The sequence below is a fragment of the Streptomyces sp. NPDC052016 genome, from assembly GCF_044548445.1.
Classification (GTDB): Bacteria; Actinomycetota; Actinomycetes; order Streptomycetales; family Streptomycetaceae; genus Streptomyces.
In genome coordinates this window covers 96,605-117,580 of record NZ_JBIUBX010000003.1, presented here as the reverse complement: position 1 = coordinate 117,580, position 20,976 = coordinate 96,605, and the positions used below count along the sequence as shown (strand labels likewise).

12 protein-coding genes are annotated in these 20,976 nt (G+C 70.5%); 4 read left to right on the top strand and 8 right to left on the bottom strand.

What is annotated here, in order from left to right; translation table 11 throughout:
- Positions 1-33 precede the first annotated feature (33 nt).
- The 6 genes from pulA to ACIHAR_RS05475 form a co-directional block, all read right to left on the bottom strand.
- On the bottom strand, positions 34-5,433 hold the full coding sequence (gene pulA / locus ACIHAR_RS05500; protein ID WP_400017150.1) for a pullulanase-type alpha-1,6-glucosidase: 5,400 nt from the start codon (positions 5,431-5,433) through the stop codon (positions 34-36).
- Between the two features lie 277 nt (positions 5,434-5,710).
- Entirely contained in the window at positions 5,711-7,084 is a 1,374-nt protein-coding gene (locus tag ACIHAR_RS05495; protein WP_365460946.1) for an alpha-amylase family protein, read from the bottom strand.
- A 154-nt stretch (positions 7,085-7,238) separates the two neighbouring features.
- Positions 7,239-8,942 carry a glycoside hydrolase family 13 protein gene (locus tag ACIHAR_RS05490; protein ID WP_365460944.1) on the bottom strand — a complete coding sequence of 568 codons (1,704 nt, stop codon included), beginning with the start codon at positions 8,940-8,942 and terminating at the stop codon, positions 7,239-7,241.
- A gap of 152 nt (positions 8,943-9,094) precedes the next feature.
- Positions 9,095-10,003, bottom strand: coding sequence for a sugar ABC transporter permease (locus ACIHAR_RS05485; RefSeq protein WP_365460942.1), 909 nt, complete (start codon positions 10,001-10,003; stop codon positions 9,095-9,097).
- 13 nt (positions 10,004-10,016) lie between these two features.
- The gene (locus tag ACIHAR_RS05480; protein WP_365460940.1) at positions 10,017-11,018 is read right to left on the bottom strand and encodes a sugar ABC transporter permease; all 1,002 of its coding nucleotides are present in this window, start codon (positions 11,016-11,018) and stop codon (positions 10,017-10,019) included.
- A gap of 118 nt (positions 11,019-11,136) precedes the next feature.
- Positions 11,137-12,408, bottom strand: a complete 1,272-nt coding sequence (locus ACIHAR_RS05475; RefSeq protein WP_365460938.1) for an extracellular solute-binding protein — start codon at positions 12,406-12,408, stop codon at positions 11,137-11,139.
- Positions 12,409-12,801: 393 nt separating this feature from the next.
- On the opposite strand from ACIHAR_RS05475, the gene ACIHAR_RS05470 reads away from it, so the two are divergent.
- The 3 genes from ACIHAR_RS05470 to ACIHAR_RS05460 all read left to right on the top strand — a co-directional run bounded on the left by ACIHAR_RS05470 (position 12,802) and on the right by ACIHAR_RS05460 (position 15,944).
- Positions 12,802-13,836, top strand: a complete 1,035-nt coding sequence (locus ACIHAR_RS05470; RefSeq protein WP_365460936.1) for a LacI family DNA-binding transcriptional regulator — start codon at positions 12,802-12,804, stop codon at positions 13,834-13,836.
- Positions 13,837-13,966: 130 nt separating this feature from the next.
- Positions 13,967-14,827, top strand: a complete 861-nt coding sequence (locus ACIHAR_RS05465; RefSeq protein ID WP_400017146.1) for a phosphatase PAP2 family protein — start codon at positions 13,967-13,969, stop codon at positions 14,825-14,827.
- Positions 14,828-15,293: 466 nt separating this feature from the next.
- Entirely contained in the window at positions 15,294-15,944 is a 651-nt protein-coding gene (locus ACIHAR_RS05460) for a hypothetical protein (RefSeq protein ID WP_365473103.1), read from the top strand.
- 42 nt (positions 15,945-15,986) lie between these two features.
- Here ACIHAR_RS05460 and ACIHAR_RS05455 read toward each other — a convergent pair whose 3' ends face one another.
- Positions 15,987-16,865: a LysR family transcriptional regulator gene (locus ACIHAR_RS05455; protein WP_400017390.1), complete on the bottom strand. Its 879-nt coding sequence runs from the start codon at positions 16,863-16,865 to the stop codon at positions 15,987-15,989.
- A 92-nt stretch (positions 16,866-16,957) separates the two neighbouring features.
- Between ACIHAR_RS05455 and ACIHAR_RS05450 the strand changes: the two genes are divergently transcribed.
- A complete protein-coding gene (locus ACIHAR_RS05450) occupies positions 16,958-17,902 on the top strand; it encodes a DMT family transporter (RefSeq protein ID WP_365473106.1) in 945 nt (314 codons plus the stop codon).
- 54 nt (positions 17,903-17,956) lie between these two features.
- Here ACIHAR_RS05450 and ACIHAR_RS05445 read toward each other — a convergent pair whose 3' ends face one another.
- Complete coding sequence (locus ACIHAR_RS05445) at positions 17,957-20,959, bottom strand: bifunctional [glutamine synthetase] adenylyltransferase/[glutamine synthetase]-adenylyl-L-tyrosine phosphorylase (RefSeq protein WP_400017144.1); 3,003 nt, start codon at positions 20,957-20,959, stop codon at positions 17,957-17,959.
- Positions 20,960-20,976: the final 17 nt, after the last annotated feature.

Sequence of the window (20,976 nt, the reverse complement as noted above, 5' to 3'; positions counted from 1 at the left end):
CCTAACCCGCAGGTCAGGGTGAGCGACTCTCGATCAGTCCGTGCGGGAGAAGACCGCCACGGTGCGCGCCGGCACGTCGAACGTCCCCGCGGCCGTCTCGTACGCCGCCGTCTTCACGGTGGCGTCCGCGCCCGCCGCCTGCACCGGGTGCAGGCGGTAGCCGGTCCCGGCGAGCGAGGCGACCCGCTGCTTCTGCGCCTGGGGCGTCGCGTTGAAGACGACGACCAGGTCATCGAGGCGCATGGTGATCACGCCGGGCGTCTCGTCCTTCCCCGACAGGGGGAAGGAGAGCGCCGACTGCACCTGCGCGGCCGTGTCGAGGGAGAACGCCTTCTCCGTCGTACGGATCCGCAGCAGGTCCCGGTACGCGGCCGAGGCGCCGTCGATCTGCGCGCAGCCGACCGCGACCTGGGTCAGCAGGGGCTTCGCGTACGACCACTTGGACGCGTTGTCGGCGGCCGGCGGCAGTCCGCGTCCGAAGCCGTTGCCGTCGGCGCAGCTCCAGTGGATCGCGTTGAACCAGTCGCCGCTGTCGTAGGAGTTGCGGTCCAGGGACTTCGAGCGCAGCAGGTCGGTGCCGGCCTGGGAGAGCGCCGGGCCCTGCGAGAGGGCGGCCGTGGCCATGGCGAGGACCTGCATCCGGGCGCGGTCCGCGGCGGAGGTGCCCGCCGGGAGCTTGAAGGCGAGGGCGTCGAAGAGCGACTCGTTGTCGTGGGCGTCGGCGTAGGCGAGGGCGTCGCCGGGGGCGTCCGCGTAGCCGGCGGGTGAGCCGTTGTAGTCGACCTCGGAGCCCTTGACCTCCTTGCCGCCGGTGTCGGTGAAGCGGTAGCCGGCGAGGTTGCCGGAGAGCCCGACCTTGATCAGGTCTTGGTAGTGCAGCAGGCGGGCCTTCTGCTCCTCCGGGGTGCCGTTGCTCTTCGACGAGTTGGGCTCGTTGTAGAGCCCGGAGGCGAAGCCCTGGACGCCGGGGTCCTCGTCGAAGGGGCCGCCGCCGCGCACCGCGTCACGGGCGCGGTCGGAGAAGGTCGCGATGCCCGTCCCCGCCATGTTCTTCTGCGTGGCCTGGACGAACCGGGCGTCGTCGGCGACCTCGCCGAAGTTCCAGCCCTCGCCGTACAGGATGATCTTCTTGCCGTCGACGCCGTCCTTCGCGAGGGTCAGCCCGTCGAGGGCCTTGCGCACGGCGAGGATGTTGGCCTTGGGGTGGTGGCCCATGAGGTCGAAGCGGAAGCCGTCGACCTTGTACTCCCTGGCCCAGGTGACGATCGAGTCGACGACCAGCTTGCCCATCATGGCGTTCTCGGTCGCGGTGTTGGCGCAGCAGGTGCTGTTGGCGACCGAGCCGTCGGCGAGGAGCCGCTGGTAGTAGCCGGGGACGATCCGGTCCAGGACGCTGGTGCCGGCCTGGCCGGCGGCCGCCGTGTGGTTGTAGACGACGTCCATGACGACCCGCAGGCCGTCCTCGTTGAGCGCCTTCACCATCTTCCGGAACTCGACGGTGCGGGCGGTGCCCTCCGGGTCGGTGGCGTAGGAGCCCTCGGGGACCGTGTAGTGGTAGGGGTCGTAGCCCCAGTTGTAGGCGTCCTTGGCGGCGGCCTTCGCCACGCACTCCTGCTGCTTGTCGGAGTCGGCCGGGTAGGAGGCCAGGTCGCAGTCGACGGTGGCCTGGTCGGACTTCTTCTCGGGGATGGTGGCGATGTCGAAGGCCGGCAGGAGGTGGACGTACGAGGTGCCGGCCTCGGCCAGCTTCCTCAGGTGCCGGCTGCCGTCGCTGTCCTTGTCGGTGAAGGCCAGGTAGGTGCCCCGGTCGCTCGCCGTCCTGTCCTCGACGGAGAAGTCCCGGATGTGCAGCTCCTGGATCTGGGCGTCCTTGAGCGGCACGGCCTTCGGCTTCTTCAGGGAGGTCCAGCCGCTCGGTGCGAGGGACCTGTCGGCGAGGTCGACGACGAGGCTCTGCTTCGAATCGGTGGTGAGGGCGACCGCGTACGGGTCGGTGACCTTGTTGGTGACGACCTCTCGGACGCTGGGCGCCCACACCGTCACCACGTACCTGTACGGCTTGTTCTTCCAGGACTTCGAGCCGGTGACGGACCAGACGCCGGTGGCGGCGTCACGGCGCATCGGCTTGAGCGAACCGTCCAGCTCCAGGGACACGCTCTGGGCGGTGGGGGCCCAGACCGCGAGGGTGGGACGGCCCTGGTGGAAGGTCGGGCCGAGGTCCGCCCCGGTCGCGTCGTACAGATCGTCGAGCACTCCGGCGATCTGCACGCCGGTCGCCGCGAGCACGGCGCCGTTGGCGGCCTGCTGGGAGGCGACGAGCTGGCCGCGCAGGGCCTCGCGGACCCGGTCGCGGTCCCGGGGGTCGACGGACCAGGCGGTGTAGTCCTTCAGATGCGGGAACTTCGCCTTCTGGGCGTCGGTGAGGCCGGTCTTGTCCAGCCGCAGCCGGCGCTCGTCGGTGCTGGTCAGCGTGCCGTTCTCGGCCTTGATCGAGCCGGTGCGGGAGTACCGCAGCTGGGTGGAGGCGGCGGCGTCGGAGCCGTTCCAGGCGACGGTGTCCCGGTCGATCCAGACCGCCTTGGAGGTGGTCAGGTCGACGGCGGCCGCGGAGCCCGCGGGCTGCGGCAGCAGGGGCTTCTCCTGGCCGTTCAAGAGCCACACCTCGTGGCCGCCGGCCTTGAGGTCGAGGGACTGGTCGGTGGGGAGGTCCTTCTCGTCGCCCTTGTGGATGATGTAGCTGAGGCTGGTGGCACCCTCGGTGAGCGGCACCTCGAAGACAGCGCCATAGGCATCAGTCTTCACCGGCTTCAGCGGGTTCGACCACTCGGTGGGGTGCGCGGCGCCGGTCCAGACGTGCAGGCCCCAGCCGTCGTAGTTCCCGTCGGCCCGGTGGTAGTGCAGGACCGCCTTGGTCGTGTCCTGCGCCGGGTAGTCGGGCCGCTCGGTGCGGACGGTCTCCTTGCCCTGCTCGATCCAGACCTCGCCCGTCCTGGTGACGTCGATGGTGCGGTCGGCGGAGACGTCCTTGTCGCCGTCCTCGTCGATGACGAGGAAGCCGATGTTCGAGGCACCGGGCTTCAGCTTGACGTAGGCGAAGGCGCCGTAGGCGTCCCGGCCGGTGAAGGGGTGGCTGTCGGGCCAGTTGGTCGACTCGCCGTCGGCGAGGTCGCCCCAGGCGTACAGGCCCCAGTCGTCGTAGGCGCCGTCGGCGCGCTTGTAGTGGACGATCGCGTAGTCGCGGGAGGAGGCGGTGGGGATCTCCTCGGCGGGCGGGGCGCCGGTGACGCTGTCGGCGGTGGCGCTCGCCGTACGCCCGGCCGCGTCCACGACGACGGCCTTGTAGCGCAGCGCGGTGCCGGCCGGGACGTCCTCGCCGAGGGTGTGGGTGACCTTGTAGGGGGCGTGGTCGGCGGAGCCCAGCGTCCGCCACGCGCCGTCGCCGACCTGGGCGGCGAAGACGACCCGGTTGAGCCGGCCGCCATCCACGTCCGCGCTCACTTCGACCGTGCCGGTGGCGCCGGCGGCCGGGGCCTTCAGGGTGATCGTCGGCTTCGTGGCGGGCGCGGCGGGCTTGCCGGCCGCCTTGAGGACGACGCTCGCACCGGCGGGGACGGTGAGCGTGACCTTGCTGTCGGCGTCGGAGGTCACGGCGCCGGACGTGCCGTAGATCCCGCGGAAGGAGGTGTGCGTCGAGCCGCTTGCGACGGTCGCCGTCCGCGCCTCGCCGGCGTTGTTGAAGGCGACGAGGTACTCGGTGCCCGTCCGGGCGTCCGTGCGGGAGAAGGCGTAGATGCCGGGGCCGTCCGCCGCGTACCGCTCGGTCTGCACGCCGTCGGCGAGGGCCGGGTTGGCCTTGCGGAGCTGGGACAGTGCCCTGATCTGCCGGTACAGCGGGGCGGTGGTGTCGAAGGCGTCGCTCGCGTGGGTGCGGTCGGTGCCGATCTCGTCGTCGTCGAGGTAGTCGGCGGTGCGCGACGCGAACATGGTCTGGCGGGCGTCCTTGTCGCCGCCGGAGCCGGTGAAGCCCTGCTCGTCGCCGTAGTAGACGACCGGGTTGCCGCGGCTGAGGAACATCAGCTCGTTGGCGAGCCGGTCCTTGGCGAGGAGGTCGGCGTCGGTGGCCTTCGGGTTGTCCTGCTTCAGGAAGTACCCGATCCGGCCCATGTCGTGGTTGCCGAGGAAGGTGACCTGCTCGTAGGCGTTGGCCTTGTCGGTCGTGTACTTGTAGTCGTCGCCGAAGACGGCGGCGAGCTTCCTGGCGCTGCCGCCCTGGGAGGCGTACTGGCGGGCCGCCTCCTGGAAGGGGAAGTCGAGGGTGGCGTCCAGGCGGCCCTGGGTGACGTACGGCGACGTGACCGAGGTGTCGGAGGAGTAGACCTCGCCGAACATGAAGAAGTCGTCACGGCCCCGCTTGGCCGCGTAGGCGTCGAGGGCCGTGGCCCACTGCGTCCAGAACTCCATGTTGACGTGCTTGACGGTGTCGATGCGGAAGCCGTCGATGTCGAAGTCCCGGACCCACCGCTGGTAGATCTTCTCCATGCCGCTGACGACCTCGGGTCGCTCGGTCCACAGGTCGTCGAGGCCGGAGAAGTCGCCGTAGGTGGAGCTCTCGCCGGCGAAGGTGGAGTCGCCGCGGTTGTGGTACATCGCCGGGTCGTTGAGCCAGGACGGGACCTTGACGTTCTTCTTCTGCGCGGGCACGGCCGGCGTGCGCGGGAAGGAGTCGGCGTCGGTCTCCGGGAAGTCCCCGGTGCCCGCGTAGTCCGCGTCGTCGAAGGGCTCGCCGTCCTTCGTCAGGTACGGGAAGGCGCCCTTGGAGAGGTAGTCGTAGGACTTCTCCTCGTAGTCGACGACGTCGGCGGTGTGGTTGGTGATGACGTCGAAGTAGACGTTCATGCCCTTGGCGTGCGCCTTGGAGATGAGGGTCCGCAGGTCCTCGTTGGTGCCGAAGTGCGGGTCGACCTGGGTGAAGTCGGTGATCCAGTAGCCGTGGTAGCCGGCGGAGGCGTTGGCGCCGGTTCCCTGGACGGGCTGGTTCTTGAAGATGGGCGCCATCCACAGGGCGGTGGTGCCGAGGCCCTTGATGTAGTCGAGGCGCTTGATCAGGCCCTTGAGGTCGCCGCCCTGGTAGAAGCCCTTGTCGGTGGGGTCGTAGCCGGTCGTCAGGCGTGAACCGGTCAGGCCGCCCCTGTCGTTGGCGGTGTCGCCGTTGGCGAAGCGGTCGGGCAGGACGAAGTAGAACTGCTCGCGGGTGGCGTCGTGCCGGGCGGGCTCCGCGGCCAGCCGCGCGTCCGACGGGGGCGGAGGCGGGGTGTCCGCGCGGGCCGCGAGCGGCTGCACGAGTGCGGCGGCGAGCGCGGCGGCGGTCACGGCCGCGACCCGTCCGGCATGGGCGGTACGGCGCCTTCGACGCGCCGGCCATCTCGGTATCACAGGCGGGAACTCCTTGCGATTACGGCTCAGGTGGGTCCGACCCCGCGCGACCGTATCGCTGACGAAAGCTTTACAGCAAGAGTCTTGAAACCATCGGTAAGAACTTTCATCCGCGGTCTTGACGTCTCATTCCCAACTCCCCGACACTCACGGGCGGTTCGGCCTCCGACGACGTCATCGCCGACCTGTGGTCCCACCTGGGAGTCCGGCGCGAACCGCTCGTTCACGACGGGCGGTTCGCGCCGGATGCTCCGTGAGCGACACCTGGAAGCAGGGGTCAGCAGCCCGACTTGCCCGCGTAGATCGCCAGGGCCGTGTTCGAGCCCAGGGTGGCGGTGAACTGCCCACTGGAGTTCACCGTCACCGTGGTGTTGTTCTGCACGTTGCAGTACGTCCCCGCCGGCAGCGAGGTCTGGTACGTCCGGGTCAGCGAGCCCGGCTCGTGGTTGATCGCGACGTACCCCTTGGCGCCCCGCCCGAAGGCGATCGCGTCACCTCCGTTGTCCCACCAGTTGGTGACCGCCGCACCGCGCGTGGCGTTGCGGAACGCCACCATCGACTTGATCTCCGGCCAGGCGTGCTGGCACTTCCAGCCGTTCTGCCAGCAGGCGTTCACCGTGCCGCCGTTGGGCGGGCCGGCGTCGACGTCGGACCACTCGTAGGCCGAGTTGACGTCCGGGGCGCCGTAGGGCCAGGCCAGCATGAACACGTGGGCCAGCGTGTAGTTCGCGCCGTCCTTGTAGTTGAGGGTGGAGCCGTTGCGCTCGGTGTCGTGGTTGTCGACGAAGACGCCGGAGACGCCGCTGCTCATGTAGCCCCAGCCCTCGCCGTAGTTCTTGAGGTAGGCGAGGTTCTCGTTGTTGAAGACGCGCTTGAGGTCGTAGGCGTAGCGGAACTCCTGCACGTCGCCGTTGCCCGTGTACTCGGTGGGCTGGACGGCCTCGCCGCTTCCGTAGATGACCTCCTGCTTCCAGTAGGCGTTCGGGTTGGTCAGGCGGGACTTGATGTTCGCGAGGTCCGCCGCGTCGATGTGCTTGGCCGCGTCGATGCGGAAGCCGTCGACGCCGAGGCTCAGCAGGTCGTTCATGTAGCCGGCGACGGTCTTGCGGACGTACTCCTCGCCCGTGTCCAGGTCGGCCAGGCCGACCAGTTCGCAGCGCTGGACGTTCCAGCGGTCGGAGTAGTTGGAGATCTGGCTCGTGCAGTCGTCGAAGTCGTAGGAGGAGTACAGGCCGGGGTAGGCGTACTTGGTGTACGACGAGCCGCCGGTGCCGGTGCCGTTCCCCGCCGACATGTGGTTGACGACGGTGTCGACGACGACTTTCACGCCCGCCGCGTGGCAGGTGTCCACCATGGAGCGGAACGCCGTACGGTCCCCGAGCCGTCCGGCGATCCGGTAGCTGACCGGCTGGTAGGACGTCCACCACTGCGCGCCCTGTATGTGCTCGGCGGGCGGGGAGACCTGGACGTATCCGTAGCCGGCGGGGCCCAGGGTGCTGGTGCACTCCTTGGCGACCGAGGCGAAGTTCCACTCGAAGAGGACGGCCGTGACGTCCTTGGTGCCGGGCGGGGAGGCCTGCGCTTCGGACGGGGTCATGACAAGGGCGGCCGCCGCGAGGGCGAGGGCCCCGGAGAGGGATCTGCGTGCCATGTGGGGTTCCTTCGACGGTGAAGGCACTTGCTGAAATCTTTCAGCAAACTTGCGGTGACGCAGATGTTAAAGGCCCGCCGCCTGAAAAGGCAGCGGGCCGTGTGAAGTTGATGCAGGAAATTGCGACGGGCTGTCAGGCCGTGTCCGGGCCGTCTCAGTCCGTGGTGAACCACACCGTCGTGTCCGCCGGCAGCTTCGCCTCGCCGTTCGCCTCCGCCACCTCGCCGCTGGCGAGGAGGACACGGCCGTACGACGGGATCCGCACCGACTCCCCCGACGTGTTCGCGACGCACACGAAGTCCCCGCGCCGGAAGGCCAGGACGCCCTCGGGGGCGCGCAGCCACTCGACGGAGTCGCCCGCTCCGAGGTCCGGCTGGGCGCGGCGGACGGCCAGCGCGGAGCGGTACAGCTCCAGCGTCGAGCCGGGCACGCCGTCCTGCGCCTCCACGCTCAGCTCGCCCCAGCTCTCCGGCTGCGGCAGCCAGCTGCCCCCACCGCCGAAGCCGTACGAGGAGCCCTCGCGCGTCCACGGGATCGGCACCCGGCAGCCGTCGCGGAAGCCGTCCTGGCCGGCGCCGCGGAAGTACGCGGGGTCCTGGCGCACCTCGTCCGGGAGGTCGACGACGTCCGGCAGTCCCAGTTCCTCGCCCTGGTAGACGTACGCCGAGCCCGGCAGCGCCAGCATCAGCAGGGTGGCCGCCCGTGCCCGGCGCAGGCCCAGCTCACGGTCTCCGGCGGTGCGGATCTGTGTGCCGAGGCCGGGCGGGTTGGCGAACCGGGTGGCGTGCCGGGTGACGTCGTGGTTGGACAGGACCCAGGTGGCGGGGGCGCCGACGGGACGCATGGCCTCCAGGGTGCGGTCGACGACCGAGCGCAGCTCCTCGGCGTCCCACTCGGTGGCCAGGTACTGGAAGTTGAAGGCCTGGTGGAGCTCGTCGGGGCGGACGTAGTTGGCCGTGCGCTCGACGGTCGGGGTCCACGCCTCGGCGACGAAGATGCGCTCGCCCGAGTACTCGTCGAGGATCGTGCGCCACTGCCGGTAGATCTCGTGGACGCCGTCCTGGTCGAAGAACGGCATGACATCGTTGCCCAGCAGCTTGAGCTGGTCGTGGGATCCCAGGTCCGGCAGTCCCTGTGCCTTCACCAGGCCGTGCGCCACGTCGATACGGAAGCCGTCCACGCCCATGTCGAGCCAGAAGCGCAGGATGGAGCGGAACTCGTCGCCGACGGCCGGGTGCTCCCAGTTGAAGTCGGGCTGCTCGGGGGCGAAGAGGTGGAGGTACCACTCGCCGGGCGTGCCGTCGGGTTCCGTGACCCGCGTCCAGGCGGGCCCGCCGAAGATGGACTCCCAGTCGTTGGGCGGCAGTTCGCCGTTCTTCCCCTTGCCGGGACGGAAGTGGTAGCGCTCCCGCAGCGGGGAGCCCGGGCCCTCGGCGACGGCCCGCTTGAACCACTCGTGCTGGTCGGAGGAGTGGTTGGGGACCAGGTCGACGATGATCCTGAGGCCGAGCTCGTGGGCGTCGCGGATCAGCGCGTCGGCGTCGAGGAGGTTGCCGAACATGGGGTCGACGGCGCGGTAGTCGGCTACGTCGTAGCCGGCGTCGGCCTGCGGGGAGGCGTAGAAGGGGCTGAGCCACACGGCGTCGATGCCCAGGTCGCGCAGGTAGGGGAGGCGGGAGCGTACGCCTTCCAGGTCACCCATGCCGTCGCCGTTGCTGTCGGCGAAGCTGCGCGGGTACACCTGGTAGATCACCGCGTCCCGCCACCAGTCGCGGCGCTGGGCGACGGTGGCGACGGTGGCGACGGCGGAGGCGGGCCGGGAGGTGGGGGCCGGGGCGGCGGAGTGCTGCTGGCTCATGGCGTCCTTGGTAACGGAGTTGCGGTCATGGGGGTCTGGGGTGTTCGGCGGCGGATGATGAGGCGGCCGCGGTGCCGGCGGGGTCGGATGGACACCGCGGCCGCCACCCGCGCTCTCACGAGCGCGGGAGTCGATCTCCGGCGGGGCGGGTCTCAGCCCTTCGTGCCGCCTGCGGTCAGGCCGGTCACCAGGTTCTTCTGCACGAGGTAGAAGAACGCGGAGACGGGTATCGCGATCAGCACCGCGGTGGCGGCCATGAGGTTGCGCTGGGCGTCGTGCTCGCTGACGAAGCTCTGCAGGCCGACGGCGAGCGTGTACTTCTGGTCGTCGAGCAGGAAGGTCGTCGCGAAGGCGACCTCGCCGAAGGCCGTGATGAAGCTGTAGAACGCGGCGACCGCGAGGCCCGGCTTGGCGAGCGGCAGGATCAGCCGCGCGAAGGTGCCGAACGGGGTCAGGCCGTCGACGCGTCCGGCCTCGTCGATCTCGAACGGGATGGTGTCGAAGTAGCCCTTGAGCAGCCAGGCGCAGTAGGGCACCGCGGTCGAGCAGTAGACGAGGATCAGGCCGAGGTAGGTGTCGATGAGCTGGAGCTCCGACAGGATCTGGTACATCGGCACGATCAGCACGGCGATCGGGAACATCTGGGTGACCAGCAGCACCCACATGAACTTCCGGTAGCCGGGGAAGCGCATGCGGGACACGGCGTAGCCGGTGGTGGCGGCGATCAGCACGCCGATGACCGTGGTGCCCAGCGAGACGATCAGGGAACTCTTCAGCCAGTCGAAGAAGTTCGTGTTCTGCAGGACGAACGAGTAGTTGTCGAACGTCATCTTGGACCAGATGCGTCCGGGGTGAAGGTAGTCGTCCTTGTCGGGGCCGAGGGAGAGGAAGACCAGCCAGGCGATCGGGAACAGCGCGATGAGGCCGGCGACGGTGAGGATGCCGTGGGAGGCCAGGGAAACCAGAGGCCCGCGCTTCCCGCGGCCCCGGGTCTTCCCGGGGGTGCCGGCCGGGCTGCGCTCGGTCACGTCGGCGGAGGTCTCGACGGTGGTCGTGCTCATGGGAACTCCTGCCTCAGATCGCGAGCTGCTGCTCGTTGCGGTTCAGCCAGCGGCGGTAGAATGAGGTGAAGACGATCAGGATGGCCAGCAGCAGGATGCCGTAGGCGGCCGACTGAGCGAAGTCACGCGGCTGCTGTCCGAAGCCGAGGTAGTACGCCCAGGTGACGAGGATCTGGGCGTCGGGCGCGGTGTTGCCGAACAGCAGGAAGATCACGGCGAACTGGTTGAAGGTCCAGATGATGCCGAGGAGGACGACGGTGGAGCTGACGGACCGCAGTCCCGGCAGGGTGACGTACCGGAACCGCTGCCAGGCGTTGGCGCCGTCCATCTCGGCGGCCTCGTAGAGGGAGGAGTCGATGGACTGCAGGCCGCCGAGCAGGGAGACCATCATGAACGGCACACCGCACCAGGTGTTCACCATGATCGCGGCGAACCGCTGCCAGAAGGTGTCCTCCAGCCACAGCGGCGTCGGCAGGTGCAGTGCCTCCAGGCCGGAGTTGATGATGCCGCCGTCGGCGAGCATGAACCGCCAGCCGAAGACGGTGACGAAGGTGGGCACGGCCCAGGGCAGGATCAGGATCAGCCGGTAGAAGGTGCGGCCGCGGATCTTCTGGTTGAGCAGCAGCGCGAGGCCGAGGCCGATGGTGTAGTGCAGGGCGACACAGGCGGCCGTCCACACGATCGTCCAGATGAAGTGCGACCAGAAACGGTCGTAGGAGGTCTCGCCCCACAGGATGTCGGCGTAGTTGTCCAGGCCGATGAACTTGTAGGTGGCCTCGATCTCGTTGACGCCGATGGTGCGGGCCGTGTTGAGGCTGTTGGCGTCGGTGAGGGTGAGGTAGAGGCCGTACGCCAGCGGATACAGCACCAGGACGCCCAGCACGACGATCACCGGGGCGATCATCGCGTAGGCGTACCAGTGCTTCTGGTAGCCGTGCTTCAGGCGCTGGCCCAGCCCGGGCCGCGGCGCGTCACCGCGGCGCTTGCCGGTCGCGCGGTCGATGGCGACTGTCATGGTTCGACACCTTCTGGAAGATCTGCGGCTCTGGGGGTGGGGCCGTTACGCGGGCACAGGCCGGTGGCCGCCGGATCACTCCCCCCTTGAGCAGGGTGATCCGGCGGCCACGCGGGACTCACTTGCTGAAGTCCGGAACCAGCTTGGCGATGGCGGTCTCAGCGTTGCTCAGGCCCTTGTCCAGGGACTCCTTGCCACCGGCGATCTTGGGCAGCTCGGTGTCCAGCGGGCCCCACAGGGAGCTGTACTCCGGCAGCGCCGGGCGCGGCTGGGCGGCGGACAGGACGGCGCCGTAGCCGGCGATGCCCGGGTCGGCCTTGACCTGGTCGGTGTAGGCGTCGTCGCGCGTCGGCAGGGTGGAGTTCTTCAGCGCGACGGCCGACTGGGACTTCGCGGAGGTCATGAAGTTGACGAACTTCAGCGCGGCCTTCTGGTGCGCCTCGTCGGAGCCGGCGTAGACGGACAGGTTGTGGCCGCCGGTCGGGGCGCCCGCCTTGCCGGTGGAGCCGGCCGGGACGGTGGCGATGCCGAGGTTGTTCTTGTCCTTGAACGCGGTGCCCTTGTAGAAGTTCGTGATCTCCCAGGGGCCCTGGATGATCGCGGCGACCTTGCCGTTGACGAAGGCGTCCTGGATGTGGGCGTAGGCGTCCGCGGTGGTGTCGGCCTTGTGCAGGCCCTTGCCGTCGAACAGGCCGAGCCAGGTGCCGTACGCCTTCTTCGCCTCCGCCGAGTTGACGGTGATCTTCTTGGCGTCGGCGTCGACGGTGTCGGTGCCCTCGCCGTAGAGGAAGGACTGGGCGTAGTAGGCCTGGGTGGAGCCCCAGTAGCCGTCGACGCCGGTCTTGTCCTTGATCGTGGCGGCGGCCGTCTTCAGCTCGTCCCAGGTCTTCGGGGCCGCGGTGATGCCGGCCTTGGCGAAGAGCTCCTTGTTGTAGACGAGCGCGAGCGTGTCGGTGACGATGGGCACGCCGTAGGTCTTGCCCTCGTACTTGGCCTGCTCGATCAGGTTGGACTTGAACTTGTCCTGCTCGGCGAGGGCCTCGGTGCCGTCCAGCGGCAGGAAGTAGCCCTTCTTGGCGAAGGCGGGGGTCCAGCCGACCTCGGAGCGCAGCACGTCCGGGGCTCCCTTGGAACCGGCGGCGGTGTCGAACTTGTTCTGTGCCTGGTCGAAGGGGACGTTGACGTACTTGACCTTGATGTCCTTGTTGGCGGCCTCGAAGTCCTTGATCAAGGCCTGGTACGTCGGCGCCTCGTTCGTCGCGTTGGACGTGTCCCACCAGGTGATGGTGACCGGGCCGTCGGCCGAGTCGCCGCTGTCACTTCCGCCGCAGGCCGTCGCCGCGAGGGCGAGGGACGCCACCAGCGCGGTGGCCGCTATGCCACGCCGCATGAGTTCTCCTTGAGGGTGAAAGCCCGTGTAGCTACAGGAGCGGTCCCGTCCACCGTCCTGTCGACTTGCCGACTGCGCCATTGCGGCGGCCGCCGGGCGACGAGAACGTAACAGCCATGTAAGCGGTGCGAAAGACCTTGCAGAAAAAAAGTGCAAGAGATCTCCGAAGTTATCCGGGCGTGACCTGATGACAACCGCCATGAGACCGTTGTTGACGCGGTTGAGCGGCCACAGAGCAGGGCACGGGGCAGTTGTGCAAGACTCTGCAAGCTCTTGCCATCACTTTCACGAGGGAGCGCGATGACGCAGCAGCCCCGGGCGGGCCGTCCAACAGGTCGCCCACGGCGTCCGATTGGTGTGCAAGGTGACACCTGGCCGGTACAGTCCACCCCTGTGACCACACGGCTTGCCGACATCGCTGCGCAGGCGGGGGTGAGCGAAGCGACCGTCAGCCGCGTCCTCAACGGGAAGCCCGGCGTCGCCGCCACCACCCGCCAGTCCGTGCTCGCCGCCCTCGACGTCCTGGGCTACGAGCGCCCCGTCCGTCTGCGCCAGCGCAGCGCGGGCCTGGTCGGCCTGATCACGCCCGAGCTGGAGAACCCGATATTCCCGGCCCTGGCCCAGGTCATCGGCCAGGCGCTGACCCGCCAGGGCTACACCCCGGTCCTCGCCACCCAGACCCCGGGCGGCTCCACGGAGGACGAGCTGACCGAGATGCTGGTCGACCGGGGGGTCGCCGGCATCATCTACGTCTCCGGCCTGCACGCGGACACCACGGCCGACATGCAGCGCTACGAGCAGCTGCGCGCCCAGGGCGTCCCCTTCGTCCTCGTCGACGGCTTCTCGCCCAAGGTCCAGGCCCCCTTCATCTCCCCCGACGACCGCGCGGCGATGACCCTCGCGGTCACCCACCTCGTCTCCCTGGGCCACACCCGCATCGGTCTCGCCCTCGGCCCGAAGCGGTTCGTCCCCGTCCAGCGCAAGATCGAGGGCTTCGTCCGCGCGATGCAGGACCAGCTGGCGCTGAGCCCGGAGACGATCGAGTCCGAGCTCGTCCAGCACTCCCTCTACACCCTGGAGGGCGGCCAGGCGGCCGCGACGGCCCTGATCGACCGCGACTGCACGGCGGTGGTCTGCGCCAGCGACATGATGGCCCTGGGCGCGATACGAGCGGCACGGCAGATCGGCCTGGCGGTCCCGCGGGACGTCTCCGTCGTCGGCTTCGACGACTCCCCGCTGATCGCCTTCACCGACCCGCCCCTGACCACGATCCGCAAGCCGGTCCCGGCGATGGGCCAGGCGGCGGTCCGTACGCTCCTGGAGGAGATCGGCGGCACCCCGGCCCCCCACAGCGAGTTCGTGTTCATGCCGGAACTCGTCGTGCGCGGCTCGACGGCCTCGGCACCCGGTGACCGCAATCGCCCGTAGGGCGGATTTCGCCTCGTACGACCGGTGCGTCCGTCGTATCCCGTAGGGGTCTCCCGGGTGGAGAACATGCGGGTCGGACGGGCCCAGGGGATGATCGGGGGTGATGGCTTTTCTGGCAGACTCTGTGTCCATGGGTGAATCGACCGTGACGTCGCCGGAAGGCCGTGAGGAGGCCGCTCCGCACACCGTCACGGCCGAGACGCGTCCGGGCACCCTGCACCGGCTGCGCACCCCTCGCCGCCCCCGCTTCTGGTTCGAGATCCTGCTCATCGCGGTGAGTTACTGGACGTACTCTCTGATCCGCAACGCGGTCCCGGAACAGAAGGCCGAGGCGCTGCGGAACGCCGACTGGATCTGGAAGGCCGAGCACCAGCTGGGCATCGCCGTGGAGGAGTCCGTCAACCACGCCGTGAACTCGGTGACTTGGCTCGTCGTCGGCATGAACTACTACTACGCCACCCTGCACTTCGTGGTGACGCTCGGTGTCCTTGTCTGGCTCTACCGCTGCCATCCCGGCCGCTACGCGGCCACCCGGACGGTCCTCTTCGCCACCACCGGCGTGGCCCTCGTCGGCTACTACCTGTATCCCCTGGCACCCCCGCGCCTGATGAACGGCGACCAGTTCATCGACACGGTCGTCGTCCACCAGACGTGGGGCTCGATGGCCTCCGGCGACCTGAAGAACATGTCGAACCAGTACGCCGCGATGCCGTCCATGCACATCGGCTGGTCCCTGTGGTGCGGCCTGACGATCCTCGCCCTGGCCTCGCTCCCCTGGGTCCGGGTCCTCGGCCTGCTCTACCCGGCGGCGACGCTGGTCGTCATCGTCGCCACGGCCAACCACTTCTGGCTGGACGCGGTGGGCGGCGTCCTCTGCCTCGCCTTCGGCTTCACCGTCGCCCGCGTCTGGTACGGAGCCCTGCCGCACGCCCTGCCGAAGCGGGTACCGGCACAGAGGCCGAGCAGACCACTGCTGCCGACCCAGGCCTAGGGAGGGAGTGTCCGCGGGGCGTGGCTGAGGCGTCGGTCTGCGGTGCCCCGAGTGACGACGCCCAGCCTCCCCGCGCGTCGTCCCCGAGCGGGACGGTGTCCTCGACCGGCGGGGCTTCGACGGCGACGGGCTGATCGACCGCACACCGCTCGGGACGAAGTGATGGTGGTACGGCCGGCGCTCGCCGCGTCGACCGCCTCCTGGACGGGACAGGTGACCGGCGCTCACGCCTGACGGGCCTCGGCTTCGGCCATGTCCGGTCATGCCGTGCCTCCTCGGGGAGGGGGACCCGGTGGCAGCCGCGCGCGTCCCGGCTCCCGTCGGCAGGCCGGAAGCGGAGGGAACCGCCGCTCCGGGTGGGCTCGTGTCCTCACACGGGCGGGAAGACAGACGGCTCGAGGTCGCGGGGGACATCATGCAGATCATCGAGGTGACCGGGTATGCCGTCCGATCTGCCGTGATCACCATGAGGCGGACAGGAACGCCACTCGAGTTCGTGATCTTCCCGATGCTGCACGTGGCGTCGCCGACGTTCTACTCCCAGGTCCGTATCAGGCTCAGGGCGTGCGACCTCATAGTCGTCGAGGGAGTCCGAGGGAAGTCCGTCGCGGCGAGTGCCCTCACGCTCGCCTACCGGTTCGCCCCACGTCGGCGGCGCAACGGCCTGCAGGAGCAGCGCGACGAGCTCGTGCTTCCCGAGGGCGTGCCGGTCGTCAACCCCGATGTGACCGCGGCGGAGGCGATCGCGGACCTGAAGAAGCTCCCGCGGTCGACGTACCTGCTCCTCATGGTCGCGGCTCCGGTGATGGGCCTGGTGTTAGCGCTGCGCGGTCCCCGCGCCTTCCTGAGCGAGGACCTGGTGGTCGAGGATCTGCCGTCGACGCTGCGGGCGGAGATGATGGCCGACGACCCTGTGGGACATGCGCTGACCGATCGACGCGACCAGCGGTTGCTCGACGCGCTCGGCGAGATCCACGCGGAGCGCGCCGCCGAGCCGATCCGGGTGGCCATCGTCTACGGAGCCGGCCATGTCCCGGCCATCGTGTCGGGCCTGATGAATCGTTACGGGTACCGGCCACGCGAAGCGGAATGGCTCACCGTCCTCATCCCGGCGTAGACCGCCGACGCAACGCTTCGCGCGGCCCGGCACACGGTCTCGTCACCGGGGCGGCACTCCCCCGGCGGTCGCCCGCAGCGCGTCGAGGAAGTGGTCCAGCGCGGTCTGTGGCGGTGCGCTCTCCCGCACTGCCGCCTGGATGCCCCGCACCGGCACCGGGTCCCGCACCTCCCGTACGACGACCCCCGGATGCCGGGTGCCGAGCCCCAGCCGGGGTACGAGCGCCACTCCCATCCCGGCGGCGACGAACCCCTGGGCGGTCACGTAGTCCTCGCTCTCCACCACGAACCGCGGCCGGAACCCGGCGGCGGCACAGGCGTCGAGCTGGGCGTCGAGGCAGGGCCCGGGCCACTCGCTCCCGACCCACGGCTCCTCGGCCAGCTCCGCCAGCCGCACGCTCCGCCGCCCGGCGAGCCGGTGCCCGCGGGGCAGGACGGCGAGATAGGGGTCGTCGAGCAACGGCACGAGCCGTACGCCCTCCCCCGTCCCGGCCCGCACCAGCAGGGCGAGATCGGCCCGCCCCTCCTTCACGTCCGCCAGCGCCTCCCCGGGCTCGGCCAGCTTCAGCTCGACCCGCACTCCGGGATGCGCCTCCCGCACCCGGGCCACCGCCGGCGCCACGAGCCCGGCCCCCGCGGTCGCGAAATACCGCACCGCGAGCCGCCCGGTACGCCCCGCGACCAGGTCGGCCAGAGCGGCCTCCGCCTCGGCGACCTGCCGCCCGATCGCGTCGGCGTACTCGGTGAGCACCAACCCGGCCGCGGTCGGCCGTACACCCCGCCCCACCCGTTCCAGCAGCTCGACCCCCGCCTCCTTCTCCAGCGCCGCGACCTGCTGGCTGACAGCGGAGGGCGTGTACCCCAGCCGAGCGGCGGCGGCGGTCACCGACCCGCTCCCGACCACGGCCCGCAGGACCTGCATCCGCCGCACATCAAGTGTCATGCAGCACAGCTTAACGGTTCCTCCAGAACTCTTCACTTGTCCTGACAGGTCGTCCCCGCGACTGTAGAACCATGTCTCCCGCCTCCACCGTCCGCATGGCCGCACTGGCCCTCCTCTGGGGCTCCGGCTTCCTCTGGATCAAGATCGCCCTCAACCACGGACTCTCGCCCGCCCAGATCACCATCGCCCGCTGTGCCCTGGGCACGGCGACCCTGCTGGTCCTCGCCCGCCACGCCGGCCAGCGCCTGCCCCGCTCGCGCGCCACCTGGGGCCACCTGGCCGTGGCCGCCCTGTTCTGCAACGCCGTGCCCTTCGCCCTGTTCGCATTGGGTGAGCAGACCGTCGACTCCGGCGTCGCGGGCGTCCTCAACGCCACCACACCCCTGTGGTCCCTCCTGATCGGCCTCCTCCTCGGCACGGACCGGCCCCTCCACCGCCGCCGCCTCACCGGCCTCCTCCTGGGTTTCACCGGCACGCTGTTGATCTTCGCCCCCTGGCACCGCTCGGGCCTCCTCACCTGGGGCGCCCTCGCCCTGCTGGCCGCCGCCGCGAGCTACGCCGTGGCCTTCGCCCACATGTCCCGCAAGCTCACGGACGCACAGGCGCCCCTGGCCGTCTCCGCGGCCCAGCTCCTCGTGGCGACCGGCTGGACCACCCTCGCCCTCCCCACCGCGGGCCCCGTCGACGCCGACCTCACCGCACTCCTGGCGGTCACGATCCTGGGCATCCTCGGCACCGGCGTGACCTTCTACCTCAACTACCGCCTGATAGCCGACGAGGGCGCCACCACCGCGGCCACCGTCGGCTACCTCCTGCCGGTCGTCTCGGTGGCCCTGGGCGCCCTGCTCCTGGGCGAGAACGTCGGCCCCCGCGTCTTCGCGGGCATGGCCGTCGTACTCGTAGGCGTGGCGCTCACCCGCGCCCGGGGGACGGCCGAACCGACTCCGCCACCCACCCGGGAAAGCCGCGAGACGGCGGAAGCGGGCCGTGGCGGTGCGGCGCGGCCCGTCGCGTAGCGCCGCTCCCCATCGCACCGACGCCCGCGCGCCCGCACGCCCGCGCCCACCGCGCTACCCGCCGTAGAACAGCGCCTCCACAACCCCCCGCGCCCGCCGAGCGGTACGCCGGTAGTCGTCCAGCATGTCGCCGACGTGCCCCGGCCCGTACCCCAGGTACCGCCCCACCGCGGCAACCTCCCGTGGGTCCGAGGGGAAGGTGTCCCCGGCCCGCCCCCGCACCAGCATCACCGCGTTCCGCACCCGCGTCGCCAGCACCCACGCCTCGTCGAGGGTGGCGGCGTCCTCCTCCGACAGCAGCCCGGCCTCCCGGGCCGCAGCCAGCGCGGTCCGCGTACGGGTGGTCCGCAGCCCCGGCACCTCCGCCCCGTGCCGCAACTGGAGCAACTGCACGGTCCACTCCACGTCGGACAGCCCGCCCGGCCCCAGCTTGGTGTGCAGCTTGGGATCCGCCCCCCGCGGCAACCGCTCCGACTCCATCCGCGCCTTCAGCCGCCGGATCTCCCGCACGGCGTCCTCCCCCAGCCCGCCGGCCGGGTACCGCAAGGGATCGACGAGCTCGACGAACCGCCGCCCCAGCTCCTCGTCCCCCGCGACGGGTTCCGCCCTCAGCAGGGCCTGCGACTCCCACACCAGCGACCACCGCCGGTAGTAGGCCTCGTAGGACTTCAGCGTCCGCACCAGCGGCCCGGACTTCCCCTCGGGCCGCAGATCGGCGTCGATCAGCAGCGGCGGATCGGCGCTGGGGATCTGCAACAGCCGCCGCATCTCGGAGACGACCCGGCCCGCCGCATCGGCGGCCTCCCTCTCGTCGACCCCGTCCTGCGGCTCGTGCACGAACACCACGTCCGCGTCCGACCCGTAGCCCAGCTCGTGGCCCCCGAAGCGTCCCATCCCGATGACGGCGAACCGGGTCGGCAGCGTGTCGCCCCACCCGTCCCGTACGACGGCCCGCAGCGTCCCGGCCAGCGTCGCGGCCGTCAGGTCGGACACGGCGGAGCCGACCCGGTCGACCAGGGCCCCCTGGTCCGCCTCCGCGGGCTGTGTCTCCGTGCCGTAGGAGCTGACGATGTCCGCGGCGGCCGTACGGAACAGCTCGCGGCGCCGGACCCCGCGGGCCGCGGTGACCGCCTGCTGCCCGTTCCCGGCGCGCCCGACCGTGGCGAGTATCTCCTGCTCGAGCTGCTGCCGGCCCCGCGGCACCAGCCCGCCGCCGTCACCGTCGCCGTCCCCCAGCAGCGCGACCGCCTCAGGCGCCCGCATCAGCAGGTCGGGCGCGAGCCGCCCGGCGGACAGCACCCGTGCGAGGTTCTCCGCGGCGGCCCCCTCGTCCCGCAGCAACCTCAGGTACCAGGGCGTCTTGCCCAGGGCGTCGGACACCTTGCGGAAGTTGAGCAGCCCGGCGTCCGGATCGGCGGAGTCGGCGAACCACCCCAGCAGCACCGGCAGCAACGTCCGCTGGATGGCCGCCTTGCGCGTCACCCCGGACGCCAGCGCCTCCAGATGCCGCAAGGCGGCCGCCGGATCGGCGTACCCGAGCGCGACCATCCGCTCGCGAGCCGCCTCACTGCTCAACCGTGCCTCGCCGGACGGAAGCTGAGCGACCGCGTCCAGCAGCGGGCGGTAGAACAGCTTCTCGTGCAGCCTGCGCACCACCGCGGCATGCCGCTTCCATTCCCGGTTCAGCTCGCCCACCGGATCGGCGCGCAGGCCCAACGACCGCCCGAGCCGCCGCTGATCGGCCTCCCCTTCCGGAACGAGGTGGGTCCGCCGCAGCCGGTACAGCTGGATGCGGTGCTCCATGAACCGCAGGAAGCGGTACGCCTCGTCGAGCTGCACGGCGTCGGCGCGCCCCACGTACCCGCCGGCGGCCAGCGCCTGCAGCGCGTCGAGCGTCGTGCCGCTGCGCAGGGAGGCGTCCGCCCGCCCGTGCACCAACTGCAGCAGCTGCACGGCGAACTCGACGTCCCGCAACCCGCCCGGCCCGAGCTTCAGCTCCCGCTCGACCTCCGCGGCGGGGATGTTCTCGACGACCCGCCGCCGCATCTTCTGCACGTCGGCGACGAAGTTCTCCCGCTCGGCGGCCTGCCACACGAGCGGCTCGACGGCCGCGACGTACTGCTCGCCCAGGGCGAGGTCCCCGGCGACGGGCCGGGCCTTCAGCAACGCCTGGAACTCCCAGGTCTTGGCCCAGCGCTGGTAGTAGGCGAGGTGACTGCTGAGCGTCCGCACCAGCGGGCCGTTGCGCCCCTCGGGCCGCAGATTGGCGTCGACGGGCCAGATGGACCCCTCGACGGTGCTCTCGGAGCAGATCCGCATCATGTGCGAGGCCAGTTTGGTGGCGGCCCGCAGGGCCTTGCCCTCATCGGCTCCGTCGGCGGCCTCGCCCACGAAGATGACGTCGACGTCGGACACGTAGTTGAGCTCGTGCCCCCCGCACTTGCCCATCGCGATGACGGCGAGCCGGCACAACGCGGCGTCCTCGGGCGCCGCGGCGCACGCGAGACCGAGCGCGGCCCGCAAGGTGGCGGTGGCGAGGTCCGCCAGCTCGGCGGCGGCCTGGGCGACGTCCGTGGTCCCGCAGACGTCCCGCGCCGCGATGGCCAGCAGGCACCGCCGATAGGCGACCCGCAACGACACAGGATCGGTGGCGGCGGCGAGCCCCCGCTCGAACTCCTCCACCCCGGGATGCAGATCGCGCGGCTCGTACGTGACGAGCGCCTCCCAGTCCTTCGGGTGCCGGGCGAGGTGGTCGGCGAGCGCGGCGGACGCGCCGAGGACTCCGAGCAGGCGGTCCCGCAACGGCTTGGCGGCTGTGACCGTGTCCAGCAGCGCGCGCCGCGCGGTGGCCCCCGGCTGCGCCTCCAGCAGCCGTACCAGCCCGTGCAGGGCGAGATCCGGGTCGGCGGTCCGGCCGAGGGCCTCCAGCAGCACGGGATCGTTGCGCACCGGGGAGAGCTCGGCGCTCTCGAGGAGCCGCTCGGCGGCGGAGGGATCGGTGAAACCGTGCCGCAGCAGCCGTGTGAAGGTACTGCTCCTGCGTCCCGGCCCAGTCATCCCGGCCTCCTCGACTC